This is a genomic window from Pseudundibacterium arcticum (genome assembly GCF_042646465.1).
GTDB classification, from domain to species: Bacteria; Pseudomonadota; Gammaproteobacteria; order Burkholderiales; family Burkholderiaceae_D; genus Undibacterium_A; species Undibacterium_A arcticum.
On the sequence record NZ_JBHRTP010000048.1, the window covers coordinates 99,829 to 117,236 of the forward strand.

The following is a 17,408-nucleotide window of genomic DNA, read 5'->3' on the forward strand; positions in this document are numbered from 1 at the left end:
CTTTACTCCGCGTCGGATTCAATGGCGAGATTGACGGCGCGTGCTGGCACCACGGTAGAAATGGCATGCTTGTAGACCATTTGGGTCACTGTGTTGCGCAGTAGAACCACGTATTGGTCAAATGATTCGATATGGCCTTGAAGCTTGATCCCATTGACCAGATAGATCGACACCGGGACATGCTCTTTTCGTAAGGCATTCAGAAACGGGTCTTGTAACAGTTGCCCTTTATTGCTCATGACAGCTCCATTATGTTGTTGTGTTAGAGAGTTGGAGACGACTCGAATCTTTTCAAGTGCGTAACGGTTAGATCTTAATATGAATGCAAATTATTCGCACAAACGAAATCGAATTCTTACATTTTCGACGCTAGCCCTCTGAATCAAGGCCGGATCCGGTAAAAAATCGGCCACGCCCGAAATTCGGGGTTATTTTGGCATTTTTGCGAATGGGTTCTTGCCGGTGCGCAATTCAATCCGCAATGGCGTGCCTACCAGCGAGAACGTATCGCGGAAATGCTTCTCCAGATACCGTTTGTATGGATCACCAACCGCCTCCAAAGCATTGCCATGGATCACGATGATCGGCGGATTCTGGCCGCCCTGATGTGCATAACGCAATTTTGGCCTGATCGACCCCTTGCGCCGCGGTTCCTGATGTTCGACTGCTTCGATCAGTGCACGCGTCAGTTTGGGCGTCGACAAATCGATCATTGCGGCAGCATACGCGGCATCGACCGACTTCATTAATGGCCCGATACCGGAAGATTTCAGCGCCGAGATGAAATGAAACTTGGCAAATGACAGGAAATTGAGCTTGCGCTCGATGTCGATCTTGATTTCATCGCGCCGATCGGACTGCAGGCCATCCCACTTGTTGACGCCCACCACCAGCGCACGACCAGTTTCCAGGACAAAGCCGGCGATATGTGCATCTTGTTCCGAAATATCCTGCTGCGCATCCAGCAACAGCAGCACCACATTCGCTTCGGAAATGGATTGCAGGGTCTTGACGACGGAAAACTTTTCGATCGCTTCGAACACCTTGCCGCGCCGCCGAATGCCGGCGGTGTCAATCAGGGTGTAGTGCCGTCCATCGCGCTCGAACGGGATTTCGATCGAGTCACGAGTGGTGCCGGGCATGTCAAAAGCGATCACCCGCTCTTCGCCCAACAAGGCATTGACCAGCGTCGATTTACCGACATTGGGGCGACCGACTATCGCAAGCTTGGTGCCGCGCACGGCAGGATCGGCCTCCTCTTCGATCGGCGGCTGGTTGGCAAATGCGATATTGAGCGCCTCGTCCAGCATGTCGTGCACGCCGTCGCCATGAGCCGAAGACACGGCCAGCGGATCGCCCAGCCCCAATTCGTAAAAATCGCTCGCGACTGCGCTGTATTTCATGCCCTCGGCCTTGTTGACGACCAATACCACCGGCCGGCCGGCCTTGCGCAGGAATTCGGTAATCGTCTTGTCATGCGGCGTCAGGCCCTGGCGACCGTCGACGATAAACACGATGACATCGGCCTCGGCCACAGCTTGCTTGGTCTGCTTGGCCATTTGATGCATGATGCCTTCCTTGGCGACCGGCTCAAAACCGCCGGTATCGATCACCAGGAATGGACGCTCGCCCATGCGGCCTTCGCCATAATGGCGATCGCGGGTTAACCCCGGCATATCTGCCACCAGCGCATCACGCGAGCGCGTGAGACGATTGAAAAGCGTGGATTTTCCGACGTTGGGTCGACCTACAAGTGCAATAACCGGCTTCATCAAATTCTTATTCGGACGCTAAGGCGACCAGTGTTCCTGATTGGGTTTGAAAAATCAAATTGGCACCGGCCACGACGGGAGCAGGAAGAACAGCACTGCCATCGGTGCTCACGCGCGCCAGTAAAGAGCCATCTTCACGCGACAGGAAGTGGATATATCCCTGATAATCTCCCACGGCCACCGCACGCTCAAACGACGCCGGCGCCGACAGGCGACGATTGGTCAGTTGATCGTTGCGCCATGCCCCTTGGCCGGAGTCACGGACAAAGGCAGTGACGCTGCCATGCTCATCAGAGGTAAACACGAAGCGCTCGTCTGCGCTCAGGCCGACATTGCTGGACAATGGCCGGGCCCAGCGACCTGCGCCGTTGGCGGCATCAAAACAGGCAACCCGACCCTGGTAGGCGACCGCGCAAATATCATGTCCGACGATCACTGGTGTGCCGGAAATATCGGCAATCCGCTCCAGTTCGGTCGCGCCGCGCGGATCGCCGACCGCCACTTCCCAGCGCGCACCGCCGTTGCTCAAAGCCAGTGCCAGCAGCCGGCCGCCGGGCAATGCGACAAATACGCTCTGACCGGCAATCACCAGACCCGGCGCGGAACGCAGCGTCAGCGCCGGCGCGGCACGTTGCACCACCCAGCGTCGCTCGCCGGTTGCGGCGTCGTATGCGGCAATCCGGTTGTCCACGCTACGAACGATGACCAATCCCTGCCCGACTACGGGTGTGGACAGGATTTCGCTCGAACTCTGTGCCTTCCAGCGCAATTTGCCGGCACCATCAAAAGCCAGCAGACTACCCTTTTCACCGGCCACTGCCACCGTATCGCCATCACTGCCGACACCCGCTGTCAAACGTGTGCCGACGTCAATGCGCCATTGCTGGCGCCCGGTCGCAGCATCCAGTCGCGACAGCGAGCCGTCCGCGGCAGCGGCAAAGATGCTGTCGCTGGCATAAGCGGGGGAAAAAATATAATCGCCCGCCTTACCGATCGAGGTCGACCAGACCGTGCGGACGGCCAGGGTCGGCTTGAGGTCGACCAGTGCCGCCGGCTTCGTCCGGGGATCGGGTTTGCTGAATGGGTTAAGCGAAGCGCATCCCGCCAGAGCGGAAATCAGTGCAAGACTCGCGAATTTAGCGGCTACGCGCATAGTTTTCCTTTTTCCCGATTAACCGACAAGTTTGGCGGTCGCACCACCGATTGCGTCCAGTTTCAACTGGATCAACTGACGGCCCGGATTTTTCTGGTCCATTTTGTCGAGCGCCGATTGATAGGCAACCCGGGCATCGGGGATCTTGTTTTGTGCGACCAGGATATCGCCCTTGCGATCGGCCACGTCGGCGTCGAATTGGCTCGGAATACCGCTGGACAGCAGTTTCAGGCCTTCGTCATAGGCTTTTTCATCGAGCAGAATGCCGGCCAGACGGATTTTTGCGATCGCCTTGTATTCGTCGGCACTGCCGTTGTTGATCACCCATTGCAACCGTTCCTTGGCGGTCTTCACATCGCTCGCATCAAACGCGCTCTTGGCAGCGGTCAGTGCAGCCATCTGTGCATAGGCCGTTTTACCGAATTTGCTGCCGATATCGGCGGCCGCCCGCTGCACCTTGGCATTGTCTTTCGCCGCCACCGCCTTTTGCAGCTCGTCGTACAACTGCGAGGCCTGGGTCGACTGGTTGCGCTGATAGGTATTCCAGCCGGTCCATGCCGCGTAGGACGCCAGCGCGACGATCAGCACCCAGGTCAGCAGGTTGCCGTGCTGATTCCACCATGCCTTGATGGAGGCGATCTGTTCTTGTTCTTCGAGGTCGTATGCCATGATTGTCTGCTGTTAATGGTGGTAATGAATGTGTTCGTGCTCGTGCTCGGCGGCACCGATGATCTGGTCGACCAGGTGGTCCACCACCTCATCAAAAGGAACCGGCGTCTGCTTGCCCTCACCGTCGTCAGCGCGCATGGTCTTGATCATCGCGACATTCTGATGCATTTCGTCGTCGCCGAGGATGATCGCGAATGCTGCGCCGCTCGCGTCGGCCCGCTTCATCTGTGACTTGAAGCTGCCGCCGGCGTTGGCCGATGCGCAATGTAGCACAACATCCAGCCCGGCATCGCGTAAACGCTCGGCCAGCACGAACGATTGCAGCTGCGCCGCCTCGCCCTGATGCACCAGATAGACGTCGCATTGATTCTGCGTGGCCGGCTCGCCGGCCGCCTTCATCAGCTCAATCAGGCGCTCTACGCCCATGCCAAAGCCGCAGGCGGGCGTTGGCTTGCCGCCAAACATTTCAACCAGCGGATCATAGCGGCCGCCGGCGCACACGGTGCCCTGCGCGCCGAGCTGGTCGGTTACCCATTCAAAAACCGTGCGGTTGTAGTAATCCATGCCGCGCACCAGGCGTGGGTTGACGGTGTAAGGGATATTGTTATGCTTCAGGATTTTTTGCACACCTTCGAAGTGTGCCAGCGAATCCGGGCCCAGGTAATCGAGCAGCTTGGGCGCCGCATTGACCATCGCCTGCATCGCCGGATTCTTGGTGTCGAGAATACGCAGCGGATTAGTGTACATGCGGCGCTGCGCCTCGGCATCCAGGATGTCGATGTGCTGCTCCAGATACGCGATCAGGTCGACGCGATGCTTGTTGCGCTCGTCGGCATCGCCGATCGAATTGAGCTCCAGCCTGATGTTTTCGAGGCCCAGGTCATCCCACAGGCGCTGGCACAGCATGATCAGTTCGGCATCAATATCCGGCCCGGTGAAGCCGATTGCCTCGGCGCCGAACTGGTGGAACTGGCGATAACGGCCGCGCTGCGGCCTTTCGTGGCGGAACATTGGACCCGCGTACCACAGGCGTTTCGGTCCTTCGTACGCCAGGCTATGTTCGATCACGGCGCGCACGACGCCCGCGGTGCCTTCAGGACGCAGGGTCAACTGGTCGCCGTTCATCGAATCGGTGAAGGAATACATCTCCTTTTCGACGATGTCGGTGACCGCGCCGATGGCGCGCGCGAATAGCGGCGTCTGCTCCACGATAGGAGTGCGGATCTGCTGAAAACCGTAGCTTTTCAACACCGACTGCACTGTGTTCTCGAACAACTCCCACAGCGGTGCCTCGGCCGGCAGGATGTCGTTCATCCCCTTCACGGCAACTATTTTTTCGGTCTTTTTGTTTTCTGACATGCTTCGTCCAGAATGCCGCAACCCTGATCAGGCCGTGGCAGTCTCTTTTCCATAATGTGTTTTGACATATTCCAGCACGATGTCCTGGAATTCTTCAACGATGCGCTCGCCGCGCAGCGTTACTTTTTTCTCGCCATCGACAAACACCGGCGCCGCAGGCGATTCCCCGGTGCCGGGCAGGCTGATGCCGATATTGGCGTGCTTCGATTCGCCGGGACCGTTCACGATACAACCCATCACGGCGACATTCATGCCTTCGACACCGGGGTATTGTTTTTTCCAGAGCGGCATCTGGTCACGCAAATAGGTCTGAATATTGTCGGCCAGTTCCTGGAATACGGTGGACGTGGTACGTCCGCAACCGGGGCAGGCAATCACCATCGGCGCAAATTTGCGCAAGCCCATGGTCTGCAGAATTTCCTGTGCGACGATCACTTCCCGAGTGCGGTCGCCGCCCGGCTCAGGTGTCAGCGAAATGCGGATGGTGTCGCCGATGCCCTCTTGCAGCAACACCGACAAGGCTGCGGTCGACGCGACGATACCCTTGCTGCCCATGCCGGCTTCGGTCAAGCCAAGGTGCAAGGGATAATCGCAGCGGCGCGCCAGTTCGCGATACACCGCGATCAGATCCTGCACGCCGGACACCTTGCAGGACAGGATGATCTTGTCGCCGGCCAGTCCCAGCTGTTCGGCACGCTGCGCATTTTCGATGGCAGAGGTGACCAGTGCCTGATACATCACCGCCTGTGCTTCCCATGGTTCGGCGCGCTGCGCGTTTTCGTCCATGATGCGCGCCAGCAAGGCCTGATCCAGGCTGCCCCAGTTGACACCGATCCGTACCGGCTTGTCATAGCGACAGGCGGTTTCGATCATTTGCGCAAACTGCGTATCGCGTTTGGCGCCCTGCCCGACGTTACCCGGGTTGATCCGATATTTTGACAGGGCTCGAGCGCAGTCAGGATAATCCTTCAGCAACGTATGGCCGTTGTAATGGAAATCGCCGACCAGCGGCACATCGACGTCCATTTTGTCGAGCTGTTCGCGGATCGCAGGAACGGCGGCGGCAGCTTCCGGGTTATTGACGGTGATGCGAACCAACTCGGATCCGGCACGCGCCAGTTCCTTGATCTGGATCGCCGTGGCGATCGCATCGGCAGTATCGGTGTTGGTCATCGACTGCACCACGACTGGCGCACCGCCGCCCACGATAATTCGGCGCGCACCATACTGTATCGTGGCACTGCGACTATTGCGGCGCGGCAGCGGACCGGAGCCGATCGGGGAATTGAACGAAGACATCATCGGCGCTTACTTCACGTTGAGTCGGATTGTATTGCCGGAGCCATGCTTGAGCTCCAGCGGCGCACCACGCAAGCTGGCATTGACGCCATGCACATTACCGATGACCAGCGTCACCGGCTCCTTGATTTCCACGTTTTCCGTGGTACCCGCCTTCAGCACGCGCGACACCAGTTTGGTGCCGCCGGCGGTCTTGACTTCAACCCACGAATCCTCGTGCAGCGTCACGACCAGCAGATTGCCCCCACTCGGGGCAGCGCTCGGCACAGTCGCTGGCGAATTTATCACCGCCGGAGAGGCAACCGCCGCTGTCGCAGAGGGACGCACTTCGGACTGCGGTACGGTATCGATCGGTGCCACATTTGGCGTGCCCGGTTGTGCGTCGACTGCACCAGAAGTCGAAGTCTGCAGGCTCGTCACCGCGGCAGGCGAGGCGTCGACGGCAGCGGCGGCATCAGCACCTGTCGCTGGTGCCGGCTCCTTGTTCAGATTGAACGATATCGATTTCGGCAATACCGGCAGCCAGCCCATGTGTTGACCGGCGATGACGGCCACCAGCAACACCCCAAGTGCTGCGGCACCCGCGGTCCATTTCGACCAGTTGCCGCGACGACCTGAAAACGGCATGCGGGTCTGCGCGAAAGGTGTCGACAGTTCACGCCGTGCCGGCATTGATGCTGATCCGATATCGGTTGGCAACATTCCGATCAATTCCGCGGCATCCATCTTCAATGCCTTGGCATAGGCCCGGACAAAGCCGCGCGTCACTGCCGTACCAGGCAATGACGCATAGTCATCCGCCTCCAGTGCCAGCACCTGGCGTGGCGCCAGCTTCAGCTGATCGGCGATTTGCTCCACCGACCAGCCGTACGCCTGGCGTTGCGCGGCCAGGTACGAGCCGGGTCCCGGCAGCGTCGCATGTGCATCCGACTGTTGCGCCGATTCCGGCATGGTATTCGATTCAGGGAATCCCGATTCACTCATCAAACGCTCCGCGCTGATAGGCCGCCGACTCCGGCGAGGTTGGATGACGGCGACGTAACTGGGTGGCAAGCGACTCCGCCGATGCCCTATCGCCCAGTTTGCGTTCAACCCGGATCGCCAGCCACAGTACATCGGCGTCCAGCACATCCGCCTTGGTCAGACGGGTCAGATAAAACCGCGCGCGTTCGAAATCGCGACGCTCGTAATAAATTTTTGCCAGGTTCAGGCTGGTCGGCGGATACGACGGGTCGAACCGAAACGATTGCAAGAAATAACGCTCGGCTGCGGCGCCGTCTTTCATTTTCAGGCTGCAAATGCCGGCGTTGCTCAAGGCCTTGGCGGGCGATTGATAAGACCGGTTCTTGAGTGTCGTTTCAAAATACGCGATCGATTCCTTTTCGCGCCCGTTCTGGCACAGGAACCAACCGTAATTGTTGGTCAAATCAGGGTTATTCGGCGCCAGTTTGATTGCGCGCTGAAAATTGTCTTCGGCCAGTCTGGTTTCGCCCATATCCATGTAGATCAAGGCACGCACACTGTAGGCATCAGCGGAATTCGGATCGGCCTGCAGAGCTTGCTTGATCTCGTCCAATGCGACTTCGTTCTGATGTTGCTCGTAGTAGCCAATCGCCAGTTGCAGCCGGATTGCCGCGCGCTTCTGGACATCGGTCTGATCGGAACTGGTCGGCAATTCTCCCTGTGCGCTGGCGGACCGATTCGATGCGCAGCCCACCAATACCACGGCGGCTACCATCACCGTGGCCACCACTAATTTGCAACCTGTTATTTTCACGCAGACACCTCCACGATGCGGCCAAAGTTCTTGCCAAATTTTTTCTGGTATTCGGTCATTTTTTCCATGCGCTCCTGCACCCGGGTGCGGTCTTGCACCTCGCCCGCCAGTTGGCCGCAGGCCGCGTCGATGTCATCGCCGCGCGTCTTGCGAATCGTAGTCACGATGCCGGCGTCGATCAGGATCTGCGCGAAGGCCTTGATGCGCGGATTATGCGAGCGCGTCAGCCCCGACTCGGGGAAGGGATTGAACGGAATCAGGTTGAATTTGCACGACACCGGGTTCGCATGATTTTGCACCAATGCGACCAGTTCGCGCGCATGCGCGTCACTGTCGTTGACCTCGTGCAGCATGCAGTATTCAAAGGTGATGAAGTCGCGCGGCGCGAATTCGAGATAGCGCCTGCACGCTGCCATCAGCTCGGCCAGCGGATGTTTCTTGTTCAGCGGCACCAGGCCGTCGCGCAACGGGTCGTTCGATGCGTGCAGTGATACCGCCAGGGCGACCGGGCATTCCTGCGACAGCTTGTCCATCATCGGCACCACACCGCTGGTCGACAAGGTGACGCGACGGCGCGACAGGCCGTAAGCGTTATCGTCGAGCATCAGCTTGAGTGCGGTCACGGTCGGCTCGAAATTGAGCAACGGCTCGCCCATACCCATCATCACCACGTTGGTGATCTGGCGTTCACCCTTGGGGCCGGCTTCGATGCCCTTGGTCCTGCGCAACTCAAATTCAGCCATCCACAGCTGGCCAATGATTTCGCTGACGGTCAGGTTGCGGCTAAAGCCCTGCTTGCCGGTCGAGCAGAAGCGGCAATTGACGGCACAGCCCGCCTGCGTCGAAATGCATAGCGTGCCGCGGTTTTCTTCGGGGATAAAAACGGTTTCGACCGCGTTGCCCTGGCCGACGTCGAGCAGCCACTTGCGGGTGCCGTCGGTTGATGTATGGTCGCTGATCACAGCCGGCGCGGCGATCATCGCGCGCGTCGCGAGCTTGTCGCGCAGCGACTTGGCCAGATCGGTCATCGCGTCGAAATTGCTGGCGCCGAACTGGTGGATCCAGCGCTGCAATTGCTTGGCGCGAAACGGTTTCTCACCCAACTCGCCGCAGTAGGCGATGAGTTGCGCGGGATCCAGGTCCAGCAAGTTGGTGAGTACCGTCATGATGTTGCTCCTTCGTCGCGCCGGCCGGGACGATCAGCATCGGCCCTGGCAAGCGCTTCTTTCAATTAACGTGAATATACATTCAGCGTTGGGAAGAAATAAGCGATTTCGACCGCTGCGGTTTCGGCAGCGTCGGAACCGTGTACTGCATTGGCGTCGATCGAATCGGCGAAATCGGCGCGAATCGTACCCTTTTCAGCCTTCTTCGGATCGGTAGCACCCATCAGGTCGCGGTGTTTGGCAATCGCGTTCTCGCCTTCCAGGGCCTGGATGATGACTGGACCGGAGATCATGAACTCAACCAAATCCTTGAAGAACGGGCGCTCGCGGTGTACTGCGTAGAAACCTTCCGCTTCAGCGCGCGACAGGTGGGTCATGCGTGCGGCGATGATTTTCAGGCCGGCGGTCTCAAAACGGGAATAGATTTGGCCGATGACATTTTTAGCCACTGCGTCCGGTTTAATAATCGACAGGGTGCGTTCGATTGCCATGTGTAAAAACTCCAATAAAAAGAAAGGTTTAAGACGGATAATTGATGATTCAATCAACCTTTGATTTTAGCATGAAACACCCTATATTAGAGATGTAGAAATGACATCTGGCGCAGGTCCGGTGCAAAATTCCGGGACCGGACCGCTGCCGCCGAAGGCTGCAGTCCCGTCCGTGGTGCCATGGCGCAGGCCCGGCATCGTTGACCGTGTTATGCTTTTGCAAGCTTTTTTCCAAATACCATATCGGGAGTGCCCATGAACCAGAATCTGCAACAAAGCTACGCCGGCAGTGACATCCTGGTGGTACGCCACCGCGTGCTGCGCAATACCTATTGGCTGCTGGCCCTGTCGATGATCCCGACGGTATTAGGCGCATGGCTGGGCGTGCAGTTCAATTTTTCGCTGTTCGCCGGCAGTCCGCTGATCGGTTTCATGCTGTTCATGGCGGTCGCGGTCGGATTCTTCTACGCCATCGAAAAGACCAAGAATTCGGCGCTCGGCGTCGCTTTCCTGCTTGGCTTCACCTTCTTCATGGGGCTGATGCTGTCGCGACTGATCAGTCACACCCTGCACTTTTCGAATGGTGCGGCCTTGATCATGATGGCCTTCGGCGGCACCGCCAGTATCATGGCGGTGATGGCAACCGTCGCAACCGTATCCAAGCGCGACTTTTCCGGCATGGGCAAATGGCTATTCGCTGGCTTGCTGGTGATCCTGCTGGCCGGCCTCGCCAATATCTTTCTGCAGATTCCGGCGCTGTACCTGACCGTGTCGGTGATCGCGATCGCAATTTTCTCGGCTTACATCCTGTACGACGTGCAGCAGGTCATCAACGGCGGCGAGGCCAACTACATCTCGGCGACGCTCAAGATCTACCTGGATGTGTATAACATCTTCAGCAATCTGCTGGCGCTGCTCGGCATCTTTGGCGGCAGTCGCGACTGAGGATGCACGAAGAGTATCCGCAACAAAAAACCGGCCAGCAGGCCGGTTTTTTTATGGGTAAGTGCAGCTTAAGTGCAGCTCATCTGGGAGTATGCGCCAAAACACCACTCGATACGCACGTAAAATGCGCGGCTCTAAAAATACACAACCCAGTATTTTTCAATCGAACGGCATCCAATCGCATCGCCGGATCACTCCGACGCGCCATTCCTCACTCCACCAGTTCGAACACCGCCATCGATTCGACATGCGAAGTGTGCGGGAACATATTGACCACGCCGGCCTTCTTCAGCACATAACCGCCTTCATGGACCAGCAGACCGGCATCGCGCGCCAGCGTCGACGGGCTGCAGGAGACATAGACGATGCGTTTTGGTTTGAAGTCACGGTGCTGCTCGCCCAATCCGATCAGGGCCTGGCACAACGCCATCGCGCCATCGCGCGGCGGATCGACCAGGAAACGATCGAATTTACCAAGCGCAATCAAATCGTCTGTCGTAATCTCGAACAGGTTTCGCGTGCTGAACGACGTCTTGGCGGCCAGGCCATTGGCCTGCGCGTTCTGTTGCGCGCGCTCGGTCAGGGTCGCGCTACCTTCGATGCCAACCACCTCGCGTGCCTGGGTTGCCAGTGGCAAGGTGAAATTGCCAAGCCCGCAGAACAGGTCGGCGACCCGCTCATCGGGTTGCACATCGAGCAGGCGCAATGCGCGTGCCACCATGACCCGGTTGATATGGTGATTGACCTGGGTGAAATCGGTCGGCTTGAACGGCATCTTGATGCCGAACTCGGGCAAGCTGTAGTGCAGTTCAAGGTCGAGCGGGTAAAACGGCACCGCAGTGTCCGGGCCCTTGGTCTGCAGCCACCACTGAATCTGATACTGGTCGGCGAACGCTTTCAGCCTGGTCTCGTCGTCCGCCGTCAATGGCGCCATGATGCGCAGCACCAGCGCGGTGATCTTGACCTGTTCGCCCTCGCCGATCGCCAGTTCGATCTGCGGCAACTGCTTGTAGATCGACAGCGACTCGATAAGCCGCCGGAGCGGCACCAGCATCGCCGACACATGCGGCGGCAACACCTCGCAGCTCTTCATATCGGTCACGAAGCGCGATTTTTTTTCGTGAAAACCGACCAGCACGCCGCCCTTTTTCGGCACATGGTTGACCGACAGCCGGGCACGGTAACGATAACCCCAGGTCGGTCCGTAGATCGGGCGCATGATGGTTTCGGCCCTGACCTTGCCGATATGCCACAGATTGTCTTCCAGCACACGTTGCTTGATCGCGACCTGTGCCGCCGGCTCCAGATGCTGCATCGCGCAGCCACCGCATACGCCGAAATATTCGCACTGCGGCTTGACGCGCAGTGATGACTCACGGTGCAGAGCGGTCATGTGGGCCGCTTCCCAGTTCTTCTTTTTACGGAACGACTGAAAACTGACGCGTTCTCCGGGTAGCGCGCCTTCGACAAAAATGACCTTGCCGGGCGTGCCGTCTTCGTTCGGTACGTGGCCGATGCCGCGCGCATCCATGTCGAGGGAGACGATGTCGATGATATTTTCTTGCATGGGAAAGGTGAGTGACCGGATGTTTTCGGTCGATAATTATAAAAAAGAGGGAGGTTACTGAAATCGTGAAGGGTTCGCTCGATTAGCGGCTGTTGCCGTACCGGGACGGCATCATTTAAGACTGCGCATCGGCATCCCGGACAACCCGATCATAACAACTCGTCCCGCCCCACGCCGTGCGCGGCGAATGCCCGTTTCAGCTTGACCAGCGCTTCCTGCTGGATCTGGCGTACCCGCTCGCGCGTGACGCCCATTTCTTCGGCCAGTGTCTCCAGCGTCGCCGGGTCGTCATTATCCAGCCCAAAACGGCGCATGATCACGATGCGCTGCTTGTCGGGTAATTTTTTCAACCAGTCGCGTACCAGGATCGTCATCTCGTGATGTTCTGCGCGCAAATCAGGACCGTCATCGCTGTCGCCCGGCAGCATGTCCATCAGGCTCGATTGCGGGTCGTTGTCGAGTGGCGCATCGAGCGACGTGGCGTGTTCGGACAGCGCCAGGATGTTCTGTACTTCCTCGATCGGACGGTCGACCAGATGCGCGATGTCTTCAACCGTGGCGTCCTTGCCGTTGTGGTGGCGCGCCTCGAGATGGTATTTGGCGCGCAGGATCTGGTTCAGTTCGCGCACCATGTGCACCGGCAGGCGTACCGTGCGGGCCTGGTTCATGATCGCACGTTCGATGCTCTGGCGAATCCACCAGGTGGCATAGGTCGAGAAGCGGAAACCGCGCTCCGGCTCGAACTTGTCGATCGCGCGCATCAGGCCGAGGTTGCCTTCCTCTATCATGTCGAGCAGCACCACGCCGCGATTGATATAGTGCTTGGCGATCGAAACCACGAGCCGCAAATTGTGCTCGATCATCTTCTGCCGCGCTTCAAAATTGCCGGCTTTCGCGAGCGTCGCGTAATGCACTTCCTCCGGCACAGTGAGCAGCTGCCGGGTACCGATCTGGTTCAGATAGTGTTGCGTGGTATCGGTCGACAGTTCTGCCGCCAGTACCGTTTTCAGCTCCTCAACCGGAATCAGCTCGCCGGGCGCACCCTCTGCCGCTTCGTCGGACGCCGGTTCGCCGTCGATCAACGGTTCCGCCAATTCAGATGCTGCATCGGAAAAATCGTCCGGTACCATCTCGTCCTCGAGCTGCTGGTGCGGCTTGCGTATCATGTGCGTACTTCTAGCGGTTGGGCAAGAATTTGGATGGATCGACCGGCTTTCCTTGCTGGCGGATCTCGAAATGCAGCTTGACCGCATCGCTGTCGGAATTGCCCATTTCGGCGATCTTTTGGCCCTTGCTCACGCTTTGCCCCTCTTTGACCAGAATTGCCTTGTTGTGCGCATACGCCGACAGCAGGTTATTGGTGTGCTTGACGATCACCAGGTTGCCGTAGCCGCGGATCCCGCTGCCCGCGTACATTACCTTGCCGGCCCCGGCCGCCAGCACCTGCTGGCCGAGCTTGCCGGAGATATCGATACCCTTGCTCTTGGCGTCGTCGAAACCGGCGATCACCTTGCCGTCGGCCGGCCACATCCAGGCCACGGCTTCATCGTCAGCACCGGCTGGCGCGCTGTCTGCCGGTTTCTCAGCCGGCTTGCTCTCGATCGGCTTGGGCGGCTCAAACTTGGCGACCACAGTCGCGCCGCCAGTATCGGGTTTCTGCAACTCGGCCAAGGCACTGTCGGAATACGGCCGCTTGTCACCGCGCGGCCCGGCCTTGTTCGAATATGGGCCCTGCGGTGCGCCCGCCGCAGCTGCCGGTTGGGCGCTCGGCTGGCCATTCGACAGCGACCGCACTTCCACGCCGGAACCGGATACGGCGGCGGTCTGGGCGCCATTGCCCGACGCGCCGGCTTCCGGCGGCAGCACGCGCAGCACTTGGTCGACCTTGATGTCGTTCGGATTGTTCAGGTTGTTCCAGGCAATGATGTCACGGTAACTTTGGCCCTGATCCAGCGCGATCCGGTACAACGTATCGCCCTTCTTGACGGTGTAGTTGCCGTGACTGTCGACCACCTTCGCGGTCGACTTGGCGGTTTCGCTGGTCTTGCCGCCTGCCGGACGGTCCACCACCGGCGCACTGTTGCGCGTGGTGCCGCAGGCGGCGAGCACGGCCGCGCTTAACACCACGCAAGCCAATCGGATTTTTTTCATTTTGATCATGTTCAATATTTCAAGGTGATACGGCGAGGCTTCATACCGTGCCGGCACGCAGCGGCACAAAATGACAAGCTTCCAGTGTGGCGCTTTTCCATTCCAATTTGCCCACACGCTCAATCAGTTGCAGCACTTGCTGGCGGCCGCCTACCGGCGCAACCAGACGGCCGCCGATAGCCAGCTGTTCCAACAAGGCGGGCGGCACTTCCAGTCCGGCAGCAGCCAGAATAATGCCATCAAATGGCGCTACTTGCGGCAACCCAAGCATACCATCACCGTAGTGCAAACGGATGTTTGCAATGCGCAGTGGGCGCAGCTTGTTTTTCGCCAGTTCATGCAGCGGCTTGATGCGTTCAATCGAATACACTTCCTTCGCCACCAACGACAGTACGGCGGCCTGATAACCGCAGCCGGTGCCGATTTCCAGTACCTTATCGAGCTTGCCGCCGAGCGCATTATGACGCATTACTTCGATCATCCGGGCGACGATATACGGTTGCGAGATGGTCTGGTGATGCCCAATCGGCAACGCTGAATCGATATAGGCCTGGCTAGATAATCCCGGATCGATGAACAGGTGGCGCGGCACCGCTTCCAGCGCAGCCAGCACCTTGGCATCGGTGACCCCCTGTTTGGCGACCCGCGCCACCATCGCGCGCCTGACCGCATCCGACACCAACGGATTGCTGCGCTCGGATTCCGGAACCGTTGCGGCCGGGACAAATTGGCTGCGCGCAACCGCATTAGTATGCGATTTCGATGGCGACGCCATGGGTGGCGCATTCTGCGCGCTGGCCTTGACGCCGGTCTGAGCGGCATTCTGCGTGGCGGTTTGCGGGGTCGCAATCCGGGGCGCGCTGACCGAGCGTGTTTGCGCCGACTTCGGTGCCGCATCGACCACCGATGACAGCAACAGCGGAAAACGCCTGGCCTTGCCTGTCATGCCAACCCTTTCTTGAGCGCATCGAGTTGCGTGCCATGGGTCAGGTCGATCTGCAGCGGCGTGATCGATACATGACCACGTGCGATTGCATGGAAATCGGTGCCCTCACCGGCGTCTTTTGCCGCGCCGGCCGGTCCGATCCAGTAGATGTCGCGGCCGTGCGGGTCTTTGGCCTTGACCACAGGCTCGGATTGATGGCGCTTGCCGAGGCGGGTCGCGACCACGCTGCCGAGCTGGTCATATGGCCGGTTCGGAATATTCACGTTCAACAGATAGGGCTTTTGCAGTGCATCAAAATGCTGCTGCACGTGGCGCTCGACGATCTCGCGCGCCACCCGGGCGGCGGCATCCAGATGCTGCCAGCCCTTCTCGACTTGCGAGAACGCTATCGCCGGGATCCCGAACAGGAAGCCTTCGGTGGCCGCTGCCACGGTGCCGGAATAGAGCGTGTCATCGCCCATGTTCTGGCCCTGGTTGATGCCCGAGACGATCAAATCCGGCTTGAAACTGAGCACGCCGGTCAACGCAATATGCACGCAATCGGACGGTGTTCCATTGACAAAATAAAAACCGTTGGCGGCGCGATAGAGCGACAACGGCCGGTCCAGCGTTAGCGAATTGGACGAGCCGGAACGATTGCTGTCGGGTGCGATCACCACCACTTCCGCGATCGGAGCCAGCGCATCGGCCAGGGCAATGATGCCGGGCGCCAAATAACCGTCGTCGTTACTGATAAGAATTCGCATGCTTTGATTTTACCTGAAGCCCATCGCAGTTCATGCAAACCTGTGCCGCGGAGCATGCAATAGTTGCTGCCAGCCCACTGATCACGCCTTGGTCCCGAACTGATCACGCGTTGGTCACTGCAGCAGCGCGTCGACACGCCGCCGATTTACGGCATAATGAGAAAAATATCACGATCGTTCTTTTTTACGCATTTCGACCAACCAACGCACACAGGAGAACACATGCAAGCCATCGTCTGCACCGACTGGGGCCCACCCGACACCTTGGCGCTGCAACAGCTGCCAGATTTGACCGCCGGCGCTGGCCAGGTGGTGATCGATGTCCACGCGGCCGGGGTCAACTTCCCCGACGTGCTGATCATCCAGAACAAATACCAGTTCAAGCCTGAGCTGCCATTCACGCCCGGCAGTGAACTGGCAGGCGTGGTGCGGGCGGTCGGCGACGGCGTCACGCAGTACAAGGCGGGCGACAAGGTGATCGCCTTCATCGGCCACGGTGCATTTGCGCAACAGGCCGTAGTGCCGGTGCAGGCGGTGATGCCGATGCCGGCCGGCATGGACTTCGACACCGCTGCCGCCATCACGCTGACCTATGGCACCTCGCACCACGCGGTGGTCGATCGGGCCCAGCTGAAGGCCGGTGAAACCATGCTGGTGCTGGGCGCGGCCGGCGGTGTCGGGCTGGCGGCGATCGAGATCGGCAAGGCGCTCGGCGCCCACGTGATCGCGGCCGCCTCGTCCGACGAGAAGCTGGCGGTATGCACCGCGCATGGCGCCGATGCGACCGTCAACTACAGCACCGAAGACCTGCGCGAAGCGATCAAGGCCGCCACCGGCGGCAAGGGGCCGGACGTGATCTACGATCCAGTCGGCGGCATCTACGCCGAACCAGCGTTCCGTTCGATCGGCTGGCGCGGGCGTTACCTGGTGGTCGGGTTTGCCAACGGCGAAATTCCGAAACTGCCGCTCAACCTGACCTTGCTGAAAGGCGCGTCGCTGATGGGCGTGTTCTGGGGCGAATTTGCCAAGCGCGAACCGAAAGCCAATTTGGCCGCGATGCGCGAGTTGATCGGCTGGCTGGCCGAAGGCAAGATCCGGCCGCATATTTCGGCACGCTATGCGCTGGCCGATACCGCCGCGGCGCTGAACGCAATGGCGGCACGCAAGGTGACCGGGAAAGTGGTGATTCAGCCGCAGCGCTGAGCGGCTGGCGACAGCGCCGGCGCCCATGCCTACGCCATCCCCGACATGGCTGGCGGATTTGCGACTTCCGACCGCCGGAATTATACTGGACGCAGTATTTTTTAAGTCGCGGCGCGCTCGAATTCCAAGTGCAACATTTTTTATGAAAGAATGTTGCATGGCAA

17 protein-coding genes are annotated in these 17,408 nt (G+C 59.1%); 2 read left to right on the forward strand and 15 right to left on the reverse strand.

Annotation, left to right across the window (positions count from 1 at the left end):
• Positions 1 to 2: 2 nt before the first annotated feature.
• From hfq to ndk, 10 genes are all read right to left on the reverse strand, one after another.
• Positions 3 to 239 (reverse strand): RNA chaperone Hfq, encoded by a 237-nt coding sequence (gene hfq, locus ACFOFO_RS15470; protein WP_390324068.1) that lies wholly within the window; start codon positions 237 to 239, stop codon positions 3 to 5.
• 189 nt (positions 240 to 428) lie between these two features.
• On the reverse strand, positions 429 to 1,772 hold the full coding sequence (gene der / locus ACFOFO_RS15475) for a ribosome biogenesis GTPase Der (RefSeq protein ID WP_390331950.1): 1,344 nt from the start codon (positions 1,770 to 1,772) through the stop codon (positions 429 to 431).
• Positions 1,773 to 1,779: 7 nt separating this feature from the next.
• Positions 1,780 to 2,925, reverse strand: coding sequence for an outer membrane protein assembly factor BamB (bamB, locus tag ACFOFO_RS15480; protein ID WP_390331952.1), 1,146 nt, complete (start codon positions 2,923 to 2,925; stop codon positions 1,780 to 1,782).
• A gap of 18 nt (positions 2,926 to 2,943) precedes the next feature.
• Positions 2,944 to 3,594: a YfgM family protein gene (locus ACFOFO_RS15485; protein WP_390324065.1), complete on the reverse strand. Its 651-nt coding sequence runs from the start codon at positions 3,592 to 3,594 to the stop codon at positions 2,944 to 2,946.
• 12 nt (positions 3,595 to 3,606) lie between these two features.
• Complete coding sequence (gene hisS, locus ACFOFO_RS15490) at positions 3,607 to 4,953, reverse strand: histidine--tRNA ligase (RefSeq protein ID WP_390331953.1); 1,347 nt, start codon at positions 4,951 to 4,953, stop codon at positions 3,607 to 3,609.
• 27 nt (positions 4,954 to 4,980) lie between these two features.
• Complete coding sequence (gene ispG / locus ACFOFO_RS15495) at positions 4,981 to 6,252, reverse strand: flavodoxin-dependent (E)-4-hydroxy-3-methylbut-2-enyl-diphosphate synthase (protein WP_390324062.1); 1,272 nt, start codon at positions 6,250 to 6,252, stop codon at positions 4,981 to 4,983.
• Positions 6,253 to 6,261: 9 nt separating this feature from the next.
• Positions 6,262 to 7,236 (reverse strand): helix-turn-helix domain-containing protein, encoded by a 975-nt coding sequence (locus ACFOFO_RS15500; RefSeq protein WP_390324059.1) that lies wholly within the window; start codon positions 7,234 to 7,236, stop codon positions 6,262 to 6,264.
• Positions 7,229 to 7,990, reverse strand: coding sequence for a type IV pilus biogenesis/stability protein PilW (gene pilW, locus ACFOFO_RS15505; protein WP_390331958.1), 762 nt, complete (start codon positions 7,988 to 7,990; stop codon positions 7,229 to 7,231). The genes ACFOFO_RS15500 and pilW overlap by 8 nt, the downstream gene beginning before the upstream one ends.
• Positions 7,991 to 8,025: 35 nt before the next feature.
• On the reverse strand, positions 8,026 to 9,198 hold the full coding sequence (rlmN, locus tag ACFOFO_RS15510) for a dual-specificity RNA methyltransferase RlmN (RefSeq protein WP_390328034.1): 1,173 nt from the start codon (positions 9,196 to 9,198) through the stop codon (positions 8,026 to 8,028).
• 62 nt (positions 9,199 to 9,260) lie between these two features.
• Positions 9,261 to 9,686, reverse strand: a complete 426-nt coding sequence (ndk, locus tag ACFOFO_RS15515) for a nucleoside-diphosphate kinase (RefSeq protein WP_390324053.1) — start codon at positions 9,684 to 9,686, stop codon at positions 9,261 to 9,263.
• Positions 9,687 to 9,941: 255 nt separating this feature from the next.
• Here ndk and ACFOFO_RS15520 point away from each other — a divergent pair, with 255 nt between their 5' ends.
• On the forward strand, positions 9,942 to 10,631 hold the full coding sequence (locus ACFOFO_RS15520; protein ID WP_390324051.1) for a Bax inhibitor-1/YccA family protein: 690 nt from the start codon (positions 9,942 to 9,944) through the stop codon (positions 10,629 to 10,631).
• Between the two features lie 211 nt (positions 10,632 to 10,842).
• On the opposite strand, the gene rlmD is transcribed toward ACFOFO_RS15520, so the two are convergent.
• The 5 genes from rlmD to surE form a co-directional block, all read right to left on the reverse strand.
• Positions 10,843 to 12,198: a 23S rRNA (uracil(1939)-C(5))-methyltransferase RlmD gene (rlmD, locus tag ACFOFO_RS15525; RefSeq protein ID WP_390331954.1), complete on the reverse strand. Its 1,356-nt coding sequence runs from the start codon at positions 12,196 to 12,198 to the stop codon at positions 10,843 to 10,845.
• Positions 12,199 to 12,347: 149 nt separating this feature from the next.
• Positions 12,348 to 13,364 (reverse strand): RNA polymerase sigma factor RpoS, encoded by a 1,017-nt coding sequence (gene rpoS, locus ACFOFO_RS15530; RefSeq protein WP_390324048.1) that lies wholly within the window; start codon positions 13,362 to 13,364, stop codon positions 12,348 to 12,350.
• A gap of 10 nt (positions 13,365 to 13,374) precedes the next feature.
• Positions 13,375 to 14,349 (reverse strand): peptidoglycan DD-metalloendopeptidase family protein, encoded by a 975-nt coding sequence (locus ACFOFO_RS15535; protein ID WP_390328032.1) that lies wholly within the window; start codon positions 14,347 to 14,349, stop codon positions 13,375 to 13,377.
• A gap of 40 nt (positions 14,350 to 14,389) precedes the next feature.
• Positions 14,390 to 15,295 (reverse strand): protein-L-isoaspartate(D-aspartate) O-methyltransferase, encoded by a 906-nt coding sequence (locus ACFOFO_RS15540; protein WP_390331956.1) that lies wholly within the window; start codon positions 15,293 to 15,295, stop codon positions 14,390 to 14,392.
• Complete coding sequence (gene surE, locus ACFOFO_RS15545) at positions 15,292 to 16,041, reverse strand: 5'/3'-nucleotidase SurE (protein ID WP_390324044.1); 750 nt, start codon at positions 16,039 to 16,041, stop codon at positions 15,292 to 15,294. The genes ACFOFO_RS15540 and surE overlap by 4 nt, the downstream gene beginning before the upstream one ends.
• Positions 16,042 to 16,263: 222 nt before the next feature.
• On the opposite strand from surE, the gene ACFOFO_RS15550 reads away from it, so the two are divergent.
• Entirely contained in the window at positions 16,264 to 17,244 is a 981-nt protein-coding gene (locus tag ACFOFO_RS15550) for an NADPH:quinone oxidoreductase family protein (protein WP_390324042.1), read from the forward strand.
• Positions 17,245 to 17,408: the final 164 nt, after the last annotated feature.

Coding starts and splice junctions, on each gene's coding strand:
- ispG (WP_390324062.1), bottom strand. CDS start 6,252: ATGTCTTCGTTCAATTCCCCGATCGGCTCCGGTCCGCTGCCGCGCCGC.
- rlmD (WP_390331954.1), bottom strand. CDS start 12,198: ATGCAAGAAAATATCATCGACATCGTCTCCCTCGACATGGATGCGCGC.
- pilW (WP_390331958.1), bottom strand. CDS start 7,990: ATGGTAGCCGCCGTGGTATTGGTGGGCTGCGCATCGAATCGGTCCGCC.
- hfq (WP_390324068.1), bottom strand. CDS start 239: ATGAGCAATAAAGGGCAACTGTTACAAGACCCGTTTCTGAATGCCTTA.
- ACFOFO_RS15540 (WP_390331956.1), bottom strand. CDS start 15,295: ATGACAGGCAAGGCCAGGCGTTTTCCGCTGTTGCTGTCATCGGTGGTC.
- bamB (WP_390331952.1), bottom strand. CDS start 2,925: ATGCGCGTAGCCGCTAAATTCGCGAGTCTTGCACTGATTTCCGCTCTG.
- hisS (WP_390331953.1), bottom strand. CDS start 4,953: ATGTCAGAAAACAAAAAGACCGAAAAAATAGTTGCCGTGAAGGGGATG.
- ACFOFO_RS15550 (WP_390324042.1), top strand. CDS start 16,264: ATGCAAGCCATCGTCTGCACCGACTGGGGCCCACCCGACACCTTGGCG.
- ACFOFO_RS15535 (WP_390328032.1), bottom strand. CDS start 14,349: ATGAAAAAAATCCGATTGGCTTGCGTGGTGTTAAGCGCGGCCGTGCTC.
- rpoS (WP_390324048.1), bottom strand. CDS start 13,364: ATGATACGCAAGCCGCACCAGCAGCTCGAGGACGAGATGGTACCGGAC.
- surE (WP_390324044.1), bottom strand. CDS start 16,041: ATGCGAATTCTTATCAGTAACGACGACGGTTATTTGGCGCCCGGCATC.
- ACFOFO_RS15500 (WP_390324059.1), bottom strand. CDS start 7,236: ATGAGTGAATCGGGATTCCCTGAATCGAATACCATGCCGGAATCGGCG.
- ndk (WP_390324053.1), bottom strand. CDS start 9,686: ATGGCAATCGAACGCACCCTGTCGATTATTAAACCGGACGCAGTGGCT.
- der (WP_390331950.1), bottom strand. CDS start 1,772: ATGAAGCCGGTTATTGCACTTGTAGGTCGACCCAACGTCGGAAAATCC.
- ACFOFO_RS15520 (WP_390324051.1), top strand. CDS start 9,942: ATGAACCAGAATCTGCAACAAAGCTACGCCGGCAGTGACATCCTGGTG.
- ACFOFO_RS15485 (WP_390324065.1), bottom strand. CDS start 3,594: ATGGCATACGACCTCGAAGAACAAGAACAGATCGCCTCCATCAAGGCA.